Source organism: Pantoea sp. EKM20T (assembly GCF_011800485.1).
Taxonomy (GTDB): domain Bacteria; phylum Pseudomonadota; class Gammaproteobacteria; order Enterobacterales; family Enterobacteriaceae; genus Pantoea; species Pantoea agglomerans.
The window spans coordinates 1-14,552 of sequence record NZ_JAALFW010000003.1; the positions used below are offsets into that span (position 1 = coordinate 1).

The following is a 14,552-nucleotide window of genomic DNA, read 5'->3' on the forward strand; positions in this document are numbered from 1 at the left end:
TACTTTGGCCTTTTTAATGCGACATTCATCGCTCTGCTTTCATATGTCAACTTGTTATAATTAAATTTATTTTACAATTTTTGCAATTCAAGTTAATTAAATTAAATATAAGGTTTAATTAAATGGCCTTTGGGATTATAGTTCCGTATTCGCAAGTTTCCAAATTAGTGTCGGTTAAAGTAAATGCTTCAGGATTTCTAAGTTTAGGGTTACATAAAACTTAGAATTATAAAATTTCCGATAAGCCTGAGCCTAAGTATTCCATTCAGAAGAGTGACGGGCTTGCCTGCTGGCGTTATCACTACTATGTTGAGCATCCCCTGACGGATGTCATCAGCGAACCGCGTGACTGTAACAAGCAGCGCCCTAAAGTGAGTTTACACTACGATCCGCTGGGACGCCGCATCAGTAAAACCAGCCAGCAGTTGTTACAGGGCAGGCCGTCTGGCAACGCCGTCACGACGCGCTTTGTATGGGAAGGCTACCGCCTGCTGCAGGAAATCCACGACGGGATCCCGCTGACCTACGTTTACAGCGACGCCCAGAGCTATGAGCCGCTGGCCCGTATTGATGGTGTTGAAAGCCCGGAGATTTACTGGTTCCATAATGCGGCCAACGGAATGCCGGAACTACTGACTGACGGTGAAGGGCAAAAAGCCTGGGAAGGTATCAACAGCCCGTGGGGCAAGCTGCTGCGCGAGTCGAGCCAGCGTGTTCCTGTGGTGGAGCAGAATCTGCGTATGCAGGGCCAGTACCTGGACCGGGACAAATTTGCATAAGCAAATTTGAACATCGCTTCAGCGATGGCCCCAGGGGGGTGAGGCACCGCAGGGGCCGAATCAACCGGACTGCACTACAATCTGTTTCGTTATTATGACCCGGACGGCGGACGTTTTACCCAGCAGGATCCGATAGGGCTGGCGGGCGGGAGAAACCTCTACCAGTATGCACCGAATGCGCTGGGGTGGGTGGATCCGTGGGGGTTGATGAAGTGTAAAAACTCTGCGAAAGAAGCAACGAAGTGGCAGGGACCAGGGAATAAAACTTATCCAGGCATCGATGTTTATGAGAATACAGTGATAAAAAAAGGGACGATTCTTTATGCCCTTTATCCTAATGGAGATCAGTTACCTGCTTATACTGTAAGTCATCCTACAGTCAGACAACATAAAGGTGATCCACTTGGCTACCATGAAGCTTTGCAAGTTGAGTTGAACCCAGCATATCCAATGCGTTCAAAGGTGAGAGCTTATTACGTTACAGAAGATATATTTGTAGCCAGAGGGCGTGCTGAAGCCAATCCTAAACATGGAGAAGGGGGAGGGCTGCAGTTCTATATACCGGAAGAAGCTCGGCTTAAACTGAAACCTGGAAAAGTAATTGACATATGAAAATAATGAATTTAGATGAGTCAAATGGAGCTTTACATATTGATGGGAGTGAAATAGATCTTTCATCTTACGAGGCTTTTACTAAGTCCTTGTTTTTTAATTCAGTTGATGATCTGAAACCAATTGGAAAATATCGTTTTTTTTCAAAGGACGTCAGTTGGCACGATGAACCATTTACTGTGGAATTCAATCCGGCTGTTTTTTCTTTTAAAGCGCTAGTTTTCCTCACCAGTAAAACAGGTGATTTTTATAAAAGTCTATCTGATTGGGAAAAAAGAGCCAATGTAAAGGCTTTAAAGGAGGAAGAAAAAAGAATGTTTGAATGGATGCTAAATAGATATCCTAATAATTATAAGGGTGAATTAAAGGAACCTCCTTATGGTCATGTTTGGAGTTTTGAATGGGGGGAGATAACTGTACAGTCGGAAGAGAAATCATTTAATTGTGGGATATATATTGAGTGGAATTAATTTAAATTGTCAGTCCTATTGATATGTTATTTGATAATGTTAGTGTAATAAAATATTAACAAGATTCCATCATTTACAAGTTAGTCATTGATAATGAATATGGATGTCCGATAGCACTTTGTTTTGTGTTTCCGTAATGCTGGCAGGAATGATAAATAGACTCACTGGCGATATTTTCATTATGATAAGGATTTCCTGATGAATGTTATTTCAGATGGTAAATAATCTGTTATGGTATTTTTCTTATGGAGTTTATGGCTGCTGTTTGATGTCATTATTGCAGTGTTGATAAATAGAACAACTGGCATTTTTAATTCAATCAGAAAATGATAAGCTTGTTCGTGGATTGCATAATTACTGATATATAATCTTGGTGCAATAATGAGGAGTTTTTCTCTTCGAATTTAAGATCTAAACAACTCTATTTTATCATTATGAGCCTATAAGGAGATAAAATGAACCTGCCAGGAATGAATCCCGAAAATAACTTACCGGGTTATGACATCGCGAGGATGACCGGTTATGGGGCACCTGATTTTGATTTCAAAGCGATGGGTGCAGCAATGGATTGTACTCGGGAGTTTTATCAGGCTGGCATCATCTATGCAGATGGCGCACAGCGTTATCTTGTTCGGCCTGGTCAGCGTCATCCTAATGGTCAAAGTGGTATCGTTACACATCTGATTGTGACCAAAACGCCTAAGCAAGCCACAGCGTCTAATACGGGCAAGTCACTTAGTGAAGCAGTAAGCGTAACCTCAATGGGAACGGAGATTGCCTCGACCGTGCTTTCCTGTGGTGCAATGATTATTACTGCTGGCGTAGCGGTTATCGGCGCTTCTGCAACGCCTATAACCGCTGGCAGTAGCGGCGTGCTTGTTGCTATTGGTTATGCTGGCGCTGCCGCAACAGGCGTGCAATGTGTCAATGGTATTTATCGGGTTTATGATCTCGTCGAAAACGGTGGTGAAAACGTAGCGTGGCTGGACTCTCAGGATTGGTACGTTGCCACTTCAACGTCCCTTGACCTTATTTCACTAGCCAGTGTGGGCGGTGCGTTAAAAGAAGCCCTTGCAACATGGCGAGCGATGAAATCAGTCTCTTCTTTAAAAGCAACGGAGTGGCTCCGGAACTATCCAAGGCAGGACCGGGCTCGCCTTACTGAATTAATCATTAAGGCACAAAACCCTGGTATAAGTAATAAAGAGCTTAAAGCCGCCATCCGTGCAGGACTTTATCCAAAGCGTTTCCCTGTAGAGTCGGTGCAAAAAGAACTTGTTAAGCAACTCGCGCAGGTCGTCACGAGCGCAGCGGCTGTGGCAGGCAGTGCTGTCAGTGGTATCATTGCTGCTCCAGGTAATGTGCCACGTTCCGGGCGCTATATTGTGGGAACAATCCAGTCACTGGCGGTAATTTAATGCAATTTTTATCATGGCTTATTGGACGTAATATCACTGAACTCCTGCAACAGGGTCGCGAAATAGATCAGGTAATCGCACGGCAGGATAATTCGATACTTGCCCGTTCCACTACAGAGCTTGAACGTTATTTTAAACAGCCTTCTGAGGCGCTTCCCCGGCAAAACGGCTTCCCGGTTGCGATAGTGCTGATGCTGTTGCTGATTGCATTTGCATTTGATTTGCTGACGTTTCTGCACGCTCTACCTCCGCTCAGTCCACAGGTACATGCGTTGAGTTTTTTTGTTCCCTCAATCGTCGTTATTGGCGCGATACTCACGGCCAGTTACCTGCTTGCGCGAGGCCATACAGCCGGTGTGGCGGGGCTGGCTTACGTCTGTGCGATGTTGCTTATATCGACCGTTTTACTCTTGAGCTACAGCGTAGTTATGGGTAGCCACTCGGGCCTGTGGCTGATTCTGGCACTCGCGGCTTTGGTGGGTGCGCGCTGGATACTTAATGGGCAGGCTTTCATCCTGTTTGCCATTTACTGCCGGACACAACGCCTCGCCAGCGTCGCCCGGCAGCGTCGTATGAAATAACCCATACTGATCTGTAGTACTGTTATCGCGGAATACCCATTCCGCGACTCTGGTCTTCATCCACTTTCTCTCAAACTGAAACCAAAAGCCAGATGCAAGTTACCCCCTTGTAAGTATTGATGATGAGGATAGCTCTGCGATATGCAGGTTTCATTAGCGGTATTACGATTACGCTAACAACCTCAAACTCGAAGAGCGCGACGATATCCTTTCAACAGACATTATGGAACTACGATAATGCCGGTTGTTTGTTTGCCTTATGATGACGCGCAGCCGAGTTGTGAGCAATTGCGATGGGACAATGCAGGCAACACGCTGGATTGCAAGGCTGGTTCCGCCATAACCGCACGAAACAATATCCGCTTGCAATATAATTTCCATGGGCGTACCACCGGGAAGTAGCATGGTCAGCCCCACTAATACTACCGTTACAATGGTGAGCACCGTTTGACGAACTTCCTCAGCGAACCGTGGGGCCGCAATAAGCCATGCACGAAGGTGAGCTTCCGCTACGATCCACTAGAGCGTCGCATCAGGCATGGTGAATCCAGAACAGGTCATTACACAAAGAGTAGATTGCTTATTATGCTAATCGCAGCATGAAAATATCACGTCATCCACTTTGTCTGCGTTGAAAAACGGAACCATTATGACTTTCGAAGAAATAAGCCGAACAGTGTGCGATATTCTGAGCAGGTCTGGTTTTAACAAAGAGGCCAGTGAGATTAGCTCGATGGTTTTAATGATTAGTACACTGGAAAAGAATGATAAGAACAGAATATCTGCTATTGATGATTTGATTTCCCGTAGCCACGTTAAATGGCTTGGGGATTATTACATTAGTGATCTCAGCTATAAGGAATGGACTGATCTTATTTATGTTTTTAAGGGTAAGTTGTCCAGTGAAAAATAACGCATGTCGGATCATGGCTCATCACTCACATCACAGGTCATCTTCTGCTTTAATGATTACTGATGGTTTTTGGTTATTTTTGGAGAATGAGAGCTGCAATTAATGCCAGAATTTTTCTCACCTAACCATGCTCCATGCTGTCAATTTATGGCCTGGCTAAATACTGAATAAGTGCTTTTTGCATAGAATAAAAGTGAGAGTTAAAGTTGATTTATTGATGGCAAAATTAATGTGTTTTTCGCTAATAAGTCGTCAGTCAATAAGAAAGGTGTTTAAATGAATAACATCAGTGGGTTAACATTGTTAGCTGATCAATCCACTATTCAGTGGGGATTTATGGATGAAGAATTTACATTGACATTATCAGGAATCGATCAGGTGTTGGTTGATGAAAGCAGAGATTTAATATTTGTTCTTGATCAGAAGGAAAGTTTGCCTGAAAGACTCACTATAATAAATGCGCAAGGCAAAATTTTATCATCTTTTTCACCGCCCGATGGTGGAGCATTCTACTACATGACGGTGGATTCAAAAAAAGAAGTCTTAATAGTCTGCGTTTTTACTGGCAAAATTGATGGCTGGAGTGACTGGCATTTCTCTTTCCATCAGCAAACTAATCAACTGGTGCGGTTATCACGGGCTTACTGATGCTGTAAAAGTTAATATAAATCATAATGGCCGCAGCGAATTATACCGGCCCTCACTGCCTGCAATGCGAGTTTTATACTAATGATTAAATGGCCTGTGAATTCGGTCGTGTGAGTGGGTTGAGGTATCAGAAGCATGGCCTGTGAGGTGGGTAGTGTATTGTAAAGAAATGGCTCAAAAATTATTAATTGAATTTATGAATTTATGAATTTAAAAAACATTCTAATCAATGATGGAGAGCGTAACTGGATTAGAGGCGTTTTATCAATAATAGAAAAGCTCAGGGTTTCTATCGACTCTCAGGGGGTTGAATCAGCAAGTTATTGTAAGGATGCCTGTGATACATGGAGGTTAATGTATGGCGGAAATGGTTCTTTCTCTGATTATCATCTCTGGCATGATGATTACAATGAGAGGGTTAAACGTAATATTCCGCTGGATTCAATAAAGAGTAATATCGCTAAGATTCTTGATCACGTGGAAAAATAGCAAATCGTTTGTCTGGAGATTATCGGTTTCATGTTTTCCTATCTGTCATTCCATAACGCGGTTAAAAGTGTTTCCAGCCTGTTGCGTTTTCTATATTGTCAGGCAGGGCATGCAACAATAGAGCCGTGCATCCATAGGAAAGCTTATGGAGACTCATGTGGCAACTTTACATCCTGACCTATTCGTTATGTGAACTACGGTGTTGAAAATAAGTCTGGGTGCGAAGAGCACTTCAATCAGGCGTTTTGCTCAGGCCCGGAGAAGTGCAGTCAGGTTTCTGACATGTTCCTCAGACCCCTTTAATTATTAATCGGTATTGAATATGCAATATCAAATCTTTTGCGATTATGGGATAACCCTTGTAGACAGGGATGGGATTCTTATTGCTTTGTTTGACTCGGGCAGGCTTGTTCCTGAATATCTTGAAGCTGAAATTAGCATGGATGAAGCTCTAAAAATCAAAAAAAGCCAACAGTATGCCTATGAAGTTATTATGTCATTAGGAGACAGGATTAAAAAAGACCCCCGAAAAATCTGAAGGGTTGACAGGTTTTTATCGTAAATTTTATTCTAATGTATGAGAAAGGTTTGCTTAAGATACTATATTTTTGTCATTGTAACAGGATGCTCAGGCCAGTTTGATAAGAATACAACGTGTCGCTAAGGTGTTGGTGATGGAAAAAATGATATTTAGTGGCTATGGCATGTTCATCACTGAAGAGAATGGTAAGTATTACATCAACTTTGATGAAGGCGGCATTAGCATTAAAGATATAAGATATGAAATAAGTGAACAGGAGGCTATCAACGCTCGCCAAAGCGGGCTGGATGCTTATGAAGTGATGTTAACGTCCCAGTCCAGAGCAAGAAAATGTAACTTGTGATTGAGTATTTTTTGCGCAAAGCCACTTGAATCTGCCAGGGTAAAATAAGACCAGCTGAATCGACTCTCGATTTAAAGCGTAAAAAATGAAGTAAAGAGTGGCACTCAGGATCATGGCAGTCTGCGAACGTTGATAAGACAACGATTAACGTAAATTTTTACATTGCATAGCTCTCGCCTGACGGGTTGAAGACGCTAGTATTGTCCGGAAGAAAAATACAGATGGAAATCTCCAGAACAGCTGTAGATCGTCTTCAGAATATCCCGTGGTTTGTTAACATAGGTAGAGGCGGTTATTTGAATGACATAAAAAACATAACTGCTGAATCAGATTTTATCAGCCATATAACGAGCATCGATTGGGAAAATGTAACGCTTCAGGCGGGTAATGCGATAACCGGATATCTGGCAAAAAGACAAAGCTTGAAATATCACTAATGGAATGGTCTCGTCAGAGAAGCAAAAGAGATTATTGATATTGAAATCATACCCTTCATAAAGAATCCCAATTCATTAGATGATGATATCCTGGTCAATAATGTGAAGTGGGATTTAGTCAGTTTTCTTGCTGAAGATGCCTATAAATCATATTTACCTAACGAGCGATTTTTTGAGCGGCTGACGATAATTTATGAGAATGGACATATTCCCTGTGGATGGGAAGGGCAATGGCCATCCGGCAGACTTGTTATCTACTGATGTATACTCGTCTGTGTTGCTGCTGGGTGAGTGATTGCCAGTGAGCCACATAGAAGTGAAAACCTGCGTTTAGCACTAACACAAGCCTATGAGGATCACGAGCCCCCGCCTGCCTGGTTACCCTTTTTGGACGGTGAGAGCGTGAAGAGCGTATCAGCCACTCGTTCCTGCCGGAGAATCTGACACCGGGTACTATTATGATGAGGAAGATAAGGATCGGTATGATAAAAATGATACATCAAAGAAATAGGGTACTGTTCATACTGACATTTTTTCTGTTTAGCGGGTTCGCAGATGCAAAGATGCAAAATAAAGAGATCTGGAGCTTTATCACTCAGTTGAGTGCTTCACTTAAAAGTCTGTCTGTGGGACATCTTGATCAGTTTCCGTTGGAATTAAAATTACAAACACAAAATGACTACATCAACGTTTATCAGGCAAATTCGGTAAAACTGGAAGATGAAGGAAAAATTACTGATATTGAGTTACGTGTCAGTAAATCATCAGGCGGCATGGCTCCTTTTCTGAGCTTTTCTCCCGATGGTAAATGCACAACTCTTGATGATGTCAGAAAACAGTATCCGGGTGTTAAGTTGAGTGACTATCCTCGCGGCCAATCTGAAAATGAAGTAACCAGCTATACATCTGCTCCAGAGGTGGATGGTCAGGTAATCACGTTTTCTTTTACTGTCAAAAATCCGGATTGTTTGAGTAAAGTGATCATCACTGCTAAAGAGTGAATCAGGTGACGTTTAACACATTCCGATTATGTAGGATAGTAACGGTAGAACCATGCCGCTTAGCACCTTACGTTCCAGGAGCTTACAGCCTCAAACGGCTACATCGTGTAATGCCTCCGTCTCTACCAGAACGATACCTCTAAGACAGCGCGGTTTGTTTCTAAAGCCTGAGCTTAGTGCGGCAATGCGCAATCCTTCAAACTGAAATATTTTAAGAGAACGGTATGAGCGAGACTCTATTTAGTGACTATGGTATTGATATCGTAGTAAGAGATGGAATTTTTTATATCCGATATGATGATGGCGGTTTAGTCGGTAAAGAGATTGAGTCTGAAATAAGCAAGGACGAAGCACTCAAAGCTCAACGCAGCCCGGGTGATGCTAATGAAGTCATTTTATTAACTCAGGTCAGAGCTGGAATTAATATTGCTAAATTTTAGGCGGACTATCCGGGCCTGATTGTGTGAGTTTTTCCAGAAACTTTTCCTGTGCTTCTGCTCTTATTGAGTCCGTCATAAACTCTTTCAGAAATCCAGGGCTGGAAATTTTTAACGCCATAGAAATTGATATTGATAAGGCCAGATAAAGAAACAGGCAGGCCGTATTCATCATTGTGAAATTTATCAACCATTCGGAAGTAAATACGATGACTCAGCAAGATTTAAGAGAGCACCTGTTTTATTTAATCAATAAATATGTGCCGGAAAGCAATAGAAGTGATTTCTTCGAATGCATTCTAAGAGATGATGTTCCTGTAAAAGGGATTCTAGCAAACCTGAACAAGGTAAAAGATATCACTCTGGATGAAAAAGATGGAGATTTACTAAGAGAGATTTATTTTAATTTTTGCTAAAAAACGCTAAAGATCAGGCGTTTCAGCGACCTTTGTTTCATAGACGTATTGGAGCGAAAAGCGGCTGCATGATGATGGCCGGATTCCACACCAACACTTGCTCAGCGACTGGAAACCGCTCAACTCTGCTGCAATTAAAGTTAGTTCTATAAACGGAGAGTGATTTTATGATGGATCTCAGAGCTGGCGAAGACGAAATTTTTCATTATGCACAACGTTACGCCCATTTAATTCCACCCGTTTCGCGTCAGTTGATGAACAGGATGTCTTACAACCCTGTACCGATGCCAGAAACGGCAGAAGACAAACAAAAGCCCAAATGGATGTACTCACAGCCTCAAAAGATCACTGATCTGCAGGCCCTGGACAAAGCGCAGGGTGCTCTCATGGGACTGGCGGCAGGAGACGCGATTGGTACAACACTGGCGTTTGTTCCGCGCGATAAGGCCTATGTAGACGATATGGTTGGCATGGGACCTTTCAACCTGAAACCCGGGGAATGGACTGATGACACCTCAATGGCACTTTGTCTGGCTGAAACTTACATTGAGAGCCATAAGTGTGACACGACGCTGTTCCGTCAAAAGCTACTCAGCTGGTACAGAAACGGGACGAATAGCTCAAACGGTGTCTGCTTCAACATAGGTAACACAACCCGCGTTGCGCTTGAGCAATTTGAACGACACGGACCCACCTGGATGGGGAATACTTCACCTGATACCGCAGGGAATGCCGCTCTGGTCCGACTGGCACCCACCGCTATTTTCAGGAGAAAAGCATTTGTTGACGCCTTGCGTGATGCAAAACAACAGAGTAACGCAACGCATCGCGCGGCTGAGTCTGTCAGCTGTTGCCGTTTTTTCATCTTAATACTTCATTACCTTTTAAATGGTTACAGTAAAAGTGAAAGCCTGGCGCCGCATCTCATGGGATCATCATTACGTGTTCTTCTGATCAACGCAGGTGAATATAAAGAAAAATACCGGCGTCAAATACGATCTTCTGCCTATGTCATCGACACCCTGGAAGCAGCATTATGGGCCGTCTGGCATACAGATAATTTCAACGATGCTGTTTTGCTGGCGGCGAATCAGGGTAATGATGCAGATAGCATAGCGGCTGCCGCTGGTCAGCTTGCGGGTGCGTTATATGGTCTGTCAGGCATTCCTGAGGGATGGGTTGAGAAAATAGCGCATAAAGAGAAGATTCTTTCATTGGCGAAACAGCTTTTTGAAATGGCACCCGACGAAAAAGATTGAAGTCATCGCGCAACACAACACGGTCGCCTGGGATGTGTCAGGTGAGTTCTGCCTTGCACAACGGCCTGACGTTATTGGCCATAGAGGATATTCAGCACATTAAGAGTTGATCACCCTCTGCCTGTCACACGACAGTTCCTGCAGAGCAGGTTAACTCTTTCAAATGAAGTGCCTTCAGAATGCCCCCCCAGTTCATATTTCTGGCCGGTGTGCTGACAAGTGGAGTCGTGACAGACCCGGGAGATGTAGCAATGTGGGTAATTTAAGGTATCTGCTATCTGCGATGCCAGCATCAAGAGATGTTTGGACTCAGTGTTTGAGTGAGATTTTCCTGTCTGATAGCCTCGAAATCGGTGTTTCTTATGATGAATTACTAAGTTTATTATTATCTAAATATCGAAGCAGAAAGCGGTCAACTGAGATTGATATTAGCGATCCCTGGGCCTGGATGCACTGATTAAACGTTTAGCAGCCCTTAAAGATAATACTAAAATCATTGTCTTTCCGTTAAAAAAAGTGTGATGTCTGGCCATTGCTTTGTAATAGATGATGAAATTATTGGTTGCGCTTTCATTAAACGTGGCCGTGCTTGTTCCCAGGAAGGACTTTGGATAGAAGGGAAAAAGTTGTGTTGACAGGCGCTAAGGGAAAACCTCTGACAATCAAGGTTCTTTCTATGGGACCGCGGAAATTTTCATCTCACAATGAAAATGTTTGTGGCGTGAAAATGTAAATAACCTTTCCAGAGAGGCTAATGCAGGGTATGGGCGATGGAGTTGTGATTCACGTGAGGAAAGGAGACTATGCGATTCTCGAAACAAAAGAGGGTTATATAATCAGTGTTTTGTTTCCTAATGCCTACAGAAACTCTCACTTTGATGTGAGCAGGTATTTTAAACTGGATATATCAGGACTGATACAGTCAGGTGATTTTGAAGCACTTGATGAATTGTCTCAGGATATAAGAAGGGATTATGCCTCATTTCAACGATATGAAACTGAAAAGGTCAACGTTACAGGACGACGACTGATGAGTAAGTTGAAATTGGCCCTGAAACCCTGGGATTTCACATTATATCGGTGTGGGAATGATACGCATGTACTCAAGGTTATTTTCAGTGAGGGAAATTACAAAGTCGACGTTGAAAGATTTTTCATTGTGACTGACTATCTACTGAACGCAGAAGATCTGTTTAGCACGTGCGAAAGGGTATCTGCAAATATCAGGATGTCTTGCGAAGATTTTGCTAATAGCGAAATAAGTAAGCGTGATTTTGATTTGCTTTAAAATGTGATTTTCAGGGCGGACACCGGTTTTAATGCCACTGTTTTGCTACAGCCTGACCAGTAACGCCCGAGGACTCCCGATTGAAGAAGTTAAAATAAGAGCAGCCTCTCAGAGTCAGTTCAGATGCGATGAAACTGATTTTCATTTAATTCCTTTAAAAGGAATTGATGTACAGACAATTCTGGCTATTAAATTTATTCAGGCAGGTAATGATGAGGTTATTTAGAAGAGTGATTTTTTGTTTATCGTCTCTGGTACCATAATAGGTGCCGCTATGGCTTCTGCAAATTCACAACCGTTATCTCAGTATGATAGCTTAGCCAAAATTTCAGCTATCTTTAATAACCAGACAGTTGTTTCCAGTTTAAAATCTGTGCTGGGAAAAGACTACAACGAATTTAGTCAGAACTTTGATGTGTTTGGTGAGCCTCATAAAACCAAAGAGGGAGGATTATTCGCTGAGGGCTGGCTAAAAGATCTTTATCTTGAACAGGCTTCAGCGTTTGTCATACAGCCTGATGGTAAAATTTATGCTGCGTGGTTCTCTCCGGAAAGCAATGAAGTGCATTATGTCTCTAATGCACCGGGAAGGGACACAATACAGGAAGATATTGCTGACTGGGCGCAGCGTTTTGACAAGGTGCCGTCACCTGGCGTGAATGCTAAACAAAAAATGAGCAGTAAAAAGGAACGCTTTTTCGAGACAAGCCAATTCAGGATTAAAATAACCTCGCTTTGTGCGACTGATTCAGACTGCAATGATGTCAGCTACGAAGGGGTTCGAAAGTCAGATGGCGCGGTTGCCAGGCTTAAAGGTAAAGCTATGAAAAGCGACTGCGGTAAAACCTCTTGTCCGATCCTCACTTATACATTTCGAAATCATGATGCAATTTATATTATCAATAACGTGATCAATAATCTTTCCGTTATTGTTAATGGTAAGGTTGTGCTTTCCGAAACAGGGAAGTGGAGTGACGTTCCCAGATAAATAAAGAGACTCGAGTTTTAATGACGCACTACGGTGATAATCATCATGATGCAACCGTATGCTTTGCATGATAAATTTAATGGCCTGTCGTTGAAGAGATAAGTGCAGAGTTATAATCGTATCTCAATCTGTAATAACAAAGACGAGTTTTTAAATATGAGCTTAAAATACGCAATGGGAGAGCTGGTATTTAATGATTCGTTGATTTTAACCCCAAAAACAACTAAGCATGAGTTAATGTCAATTCTTGGGTTTTTCTGGGAGTCATGGCCAGATAATATTGAGGGTACAGTTTCATACAGAAGTGTTTTTTCGCTTAAAAACAATAATAGTGGCGATATTTATTTGGTTGTCAGTTTTTTTGAGTCCGGGAACTCAGATGCTGTAATATCGCGCTGGAGTTTTGCACCAGAAAAATTGTTGATGGGTGAGCAGAAAAGCCTTACAGGAGGCATAACTAAAATATTAAAACGTTGGTTTAAGGAACAAACGAGAACTTCATTACCTTTAAACGGGGTTTGGGGCAGCATCGATGTAGCTTATGACGTTTATAACAGAACGGCGACAATAAATTGTCACTATCGTTCAGGTTCCGGAAAGTAAATTTAATAAAAATGGTTTTTATCAATTGCGATGCAGGATATAAGATGCGATTGTGAGCACTGTTAAGTTCAGGATGAAGTTAATATGAAGGCTGATATGTTTTTTAAAGCCAGAAGTTTAGTCTGCCTGATCATTCAGGATGTAAACCTATCTCCTGGGTTAGCTAAGAATATCTCTTATGCTCTTGACTATAGTATAAGCTCAGGTGAGATGCTCATCAGGCTGAATTTTTATCTTGATCAAATATTGAGTGAGCCGGATATATATTGCATCGAGGTTATTAAATTAGCCTCTGGCTTACAATTAGATATTAAAAAGATTCTTAGCTGATCATCATTCTAAGGAATTCCGCTACTTAACATGATGATTGTGATCATTTTTTGCTAGGCTAGTTGTACCTGATATTTAACGCTCAAAGCTTTTAAGCGGAATAAAGAGTGAGTTGCTATGACTGAAAATAGTCCAGACGAAATGCTTTTGGATGCTCTGGCGCCAGATTTGTTACGTCAGTATATAGATTTTCAAAGTATAAATCTTTTGTTTTCAAGAAGCAATGTGACGGGCAGAGCAAAGGAGGAAATTGATATCCATCTCAGTTGCGTAAAAAATATGGGTGGCGAGGTTATAGGGAGTGTCTCGCTAAAAGAAAATCTTAGTCTCTATCAGGGAAACTATGTGTATATTTTAGCTGGTTATGACAGGAACTATGGTTTTGAACTCTATCTAAATGATAAGCAGACTGAGGTTCTGGGCGTTATGATCGTCAGGCTACGAAAAAAAAGTGAAAATGAAATTCAATGGGAAAAGGAGAGATTAGGTATTAAGTATCCCTGAGTTTTCTTAAATAATCAGGTTTTTTTGGCACACCAACCAGGACTCTGATTGGATCATAAACTCGTCAGGGCTGAAGCAAAGTCTGGACGCCTGACAGGATGCGGCTGATATCGGCACAGTGAAGTGGCCCTGGAGTAAAAGCAAACAATCTCCTGCTTTAACAGGTTAATAAAACTTAGATTTACACGTACATCAGCATGGAAAGGTTTAACCGTTACATAATGATAATCTGTTGGAGGAATTAAAAATGTGTGTTCCAGAGAGAAAAGAAGCTGAAATGATGTTGCTCAATCTTTTAAAAAGAACCCTAAAAAATCAGTCTGATATAGACCTGTTAATGGATTTAGCAACAAAAAATGAGTACGCAATTCCAATGAAGGGCATCAGGCACAAATTTGACAGCATGGAGAAACAGCCACTTACACATGATGACTGGAATGATATGGATACGCTAATGCACTATTTTGGTCCTTAGCGTTTGCTAAGCAAGAGAGA

General features: G+C 42.1%; 19 protein-coding genes and 2 pseudogenes. All 21 read left to right on the top strand.

The genetic code is table 11. The features are described 5' to 3' along the window. Window positions 1-266: 266 nt before the first annotated feature. Window positions 267-1,391: pseudogene (locus tag HFD94_RS05900) on the top strand (RHS repeat domain-containing protein); the annotation flags it as partial. Then, window positions 1,388-1,861: a hypothetical protein gene (locus HFD94_RS05905; RefSeq protein WP_163798316.1), complete on the top strand. Its 474-nt coding sequence runs from the start codon at window positions 1,388-1,390 to the stop codon at window positions 1,859-1,861. The pseudogene HFD94_RS05900 and the gene HFD94_RS05905, both read left to right, overlap by 4 nt. 455 nt (window positions 1,862-2,316) lie before the next feature. Next, window positions 2,317-3,279: a hypothetical protein gene (locus HFD94_RS05910; RefSeq protein ID WP_167432899.1), complete on the top strand. Its 963-nt coding sequence runs from the start codon at window positions 2,317-2,319 to the stop codon at window positions 3,277-3,279. Then, entirely contained in the window at window positions 3,279-3,860 is a 582-nt protein-coding gene (locus tag HFD94_RS05915; RefSeq protein WP_167432900.1) for a hypothetical protein, read from the top strand. Before HFD94_RS05910 ends, HFD94_RS05915 begins: the two co-directional genes overlap by 1 nt. A 157-nt stretch (window positions 3,861-4,017) precedes the next feature. Beyond that, window positions 4,018-4,394 (top strand): annotated as a pseudogene (locus HFD94_RS22980) (hypothetical protein); the annotation flags it as partial. Between the two features lie 115 nt (window positions 4,395-4,509). Then, window positions 4,510-4,773, top strand: coding sequence for a hypothetical protein (locus HFD94_RS05920; protein ID WP_064691219.1), 264 nt, complete (start codon window positions 4,510-4,512; stop codon window positions 4,771-4,773). Window positions 4,774-5,049: 276 nt separating this feature from the next. Continuing rightward, complete coding sequence (locus tag HFD94_RS05925) at window positions 5,050-5,421, top strand: hypothetical protein (protein ID WP_167432901.1); 372 nt, start codon at window positions 5,050-5,052, stop codon at window positions 5,419-5,421. 204 nt (window positions 5,422-5,625) lie between these two features. Beyond that, window positions 5,626-5,910, top strand: coding sequence for a hypothetical protein (locus tag HFD94_RS05930; RefSeq protein WP_167432902.1), 285 nt, complete (start codon window positions 5,626-5,628; stop codon window positions 5,908-5,910). Between the two features lie 322 nt (window positions 5,911-6,232). Next, window positions 6,233-6,448: a hypothetical protein gene (locus tag HFD94_RS05935; RefSeq protein WP_167432903.1), complete on the top strand. Its 216-nt coding sequence runs from the start codon at window positions 6,233-6,235 to the stop codon at window positions 6,446-6,448. 136 nt (window positions 6,449-6,584) lie between these two features. Continuing rightward, window positions 6,585-6,794, top strand: a complete 210-nt coding sequence (locus HFD94_RS05940; protein ID WP_010669941.1) for a hypothetical protein — start codon at window positions 6,585-6,587, stop codon at window positions 6,792-6,794. A 221-nt stretch (window positions 6,795-7,015) separates the two neighbouring features. Further along, complete coding sequence (locus HFD94_RS22985; RefSeq protein WP_233600670.1) at window positions 7,016-7,231, top strand: hypothetical protein; 216 nt, start codon at window positions 7,016-7,018, stop codon at window positions 7,229-7,231. Between the two features lie 563 nt (window positions 7,232-7,794). Then, window positions 7,795-8,232: a hypothetical protein gene (locus tag HFD94_RS05950; protein WP_233600669.1), complete on the top strand. Its 438-nt coding sequence runs from the start codon at window positions 7,795-7,797 to the stop codon at window positions 8,230-8,232. 224 nt (window positions 8,233-8,456) lie between these two features. Then, the gene (locus HFD94_RS05955; RefSeq protein ID WP_060680025.1) at window positions 8,457-8,672 is read left to right on the top strand and encodes a hypothetical protein; all 216 of its coding nucleotides are present in this window, start codon (window positions 8,457-8,459) and stop codon (window positions 8,670-8,672) included. Between the two features lie 206 nt (window positions 8,673-8,878). After that, window positions 8,879-9,085 (top strand): hypothetical protein, encoded by a 207-nt coding sequence (locus tag HFD94_RS05960; RefSeq protein ID WP_122459626.1) that lies wholly within the window; start codon window positions 8,879-8,881, stop codon window positions 9,083-9,085. A 167-nt stretch (window positions 9,086-9,252) separates the two neighbouring features. Beyond that, complete coding sequence (tri1, locus tag HFD94_RS05965; protein ID WP_167432904.1) at window positions 9,253-10,344, top strand: ADP-ribosylarginine hydrolase Tri1; 1,092 nt, start codon at window positions 9,253-9,255, stop codon at window positions 10,342-10,344. 754 nt (window positions 10,345-11,098) lie between these two features. After that, complete coding sequence (locus HFD94_RS05970; protein ID WP_167432905.1) at window positions 11,099-11,632, top strand: hypothetical protein; 534 nt, start codon at window positions 11,099-11,101, stop codon at window positions 11,630-11,632. A 274-nt stretch (window positions 11,633-11,906) separates the two neighbouring features. After that, a complete protein-coding gene (locus tag HFD94_RS05975; protein ID WP_243234774.1) occupies window positions 11,907-12,620 on the top strand; it encodes a hypothetical protein in 714 nt (237 codons plus the stop codon). A 156-nt stretch (window positions 12,621-12,776) separates the two neighbouring features. Beyond that, window positions 12,777-13,223, top strand: a complete 447-nt coding sequence (locus HFD94_RS05980; protein ID WP_167432906.1) for a hypothetical protein — start codon at window positions 12,777-12,779, stop codon at window positions 13,221-13,223. A gap of 84 nt (window positions 13,224-13,307) precedes the next feature. After that, window positions 13,308-13,553, top strand: a complete 246-nt coding sequence (locus HFD94_RS05985; protein WP_167432907.1) for a hypothetical protein — start codon at window positions 13,308-13,310, stop codon at window positions 13,551-13,553. Window positions 13,554-13,670: 117 nt separating this feature from the next. Further along, window positions 13,671-14,057 carry a hypothetical protein gene (locus HFD94_RS05990; protein WP_010669950.1) on the top strand — a complete coding sequence of 129 codons (387 nt, stop codon included), beginning with the start codon at window positions 13,671-13,673 and terminating at the stop codon, window positions 14,055-14,057. Between the two features lie 232 nt (window positions 14,058-14,289). Next, window positions 14,290-14,532, top strand: a complete 243-nt coding sequence (locus HFD94_RS05995; protein ID WP_241773189.1) for a hypothetical protein — start codon at window positions 14,290-14,292, stop codon at window positions 14,530-14,532. Window positions 14,533-14,552 lie beyond the last annotated feature (20 nt).

Bases quoted from the DNA above. Each gene is read 5' to 3' on its own strand.
- HFD94_RS05905 (WP_163798316.1), top strand. From the start codon at position 1,388: ATGAAAATAATGAATTTAGATGAGTCAAATGGAGCTTTACATATTGAT.
- HFD94_RS05910 (WP_167432899.1), top strand. From the start codon at position 2,317: ATGAACCTGCCAGGAATGAATCCCGAAAATAACTTACCGGGTTATGAC.
- HFD94_RS05915 (WP_167432900.1), top strand. From the start codon at position 3,279: ATGCAATTTTTATCATGGCTTATTGGACGTAATATCACTGAACTCCTG.
- HFD94_RS05920 (WP_064691219.1), top strand. From the start codon at position 4,510: ATGACTTTCGAAGAAATAAGCCGAACAGTGTGCGATATTCTGAGCAGG.
- HFD94_RS05925 (WP_167432901.1), top strand. From the start codon at position 5,050: ATGAATAACATCAGTGGGTTAACATTGTTAGCTGATCAATCCACTATT.
- HFD94_RS05930 (WP_167432902.1), top strand. From the start codon at position 5,626: ATGAATTTAAAAAACATTCTAATCAATGATGGAGAGCGTAACTGGATT.
- HFD94_RS05935 (WP_167432903.1), top strand. From the start codon at position 6,233: ATGCAATATCAAATCTTTTGCGATTATGGGATAACCCTTGTAGACAGG.
- HFD94_RS05940 (WP_010669941.1), top strand. From the start codon at position 6,585: ATGGAAAAAATGATATTTAGTGGCTATGGCATGTTCATCACTGAAGAG.
- HFD94_RS22985 (WP_233600670.1), top strand. From the start codon at position 7,016: ATGGAAATCTCCAGAACAGCTGTAGATCGTCTTCAGAATATCCCGTGG.
- HFD94_RS05950 (WP_233600669.1), top strand. From the start codon at position 7,795: ATGCAAAATAAAGAGATCTGGAGCTTTATCACTCAGTTGAGTGCTTCA.
- HFD94_RS05955 (WP_060680025.1), top strand. From the start codon at position 8,457: ATGAGCGAGACTCTATTTAGTGACTATGGTATTGATATCGTAGTAAGA.
- HFD94_RS05960 (WP_122459626.1), top strand. From the start codon at position 8,879: ATGACTCAGCAAGATTTAAGAGAGCACCTGTTTTATTTAATCAATAAA.
- tri1 (WP_167432904.1), top strand. From the start codon at position 9,253: ATGATGGATCTCAGAGCTGGCGAAGACGAAATTTTTCATTATGCACAA.
- HFD94_RS05970 (WP_167432905.1), top strand. From the start codon at position 11,099: ATGCAGGGTATGGGCGATGGAGTTGTGATTCACGTGAGGAAAGGAGAC.
- HFD94_RS05975 (WP_243234774.1), top strand. From the start codon at position 11,907: ATGGCTTCTGCAAATTCACAACCGTTATCTCAGTATGATAGCTTAGCC.
- HFD94_RS05980 (WP_167432906.1), top strand. From the start codon at position 12,777: ATGAGCTTAAAATACGCAATGGGAGAGCTGGTATTTAATGATTCGTTG.
- HFD94_RS05985 (WP_167432907.1), top strand. From the start codon at position 13,308: ATGAAGGCTGATATGTTTTTTAAAGCCAGAAGTTTAGTCTGCCTGATC.
- HFD94_RS05990 (WP_010669950.1), top strand. From the start codon at position 13,671: ATGACTGAAAATAGTCCAGACGAAATGCTTTTGGATGCTCTGGCGCCA.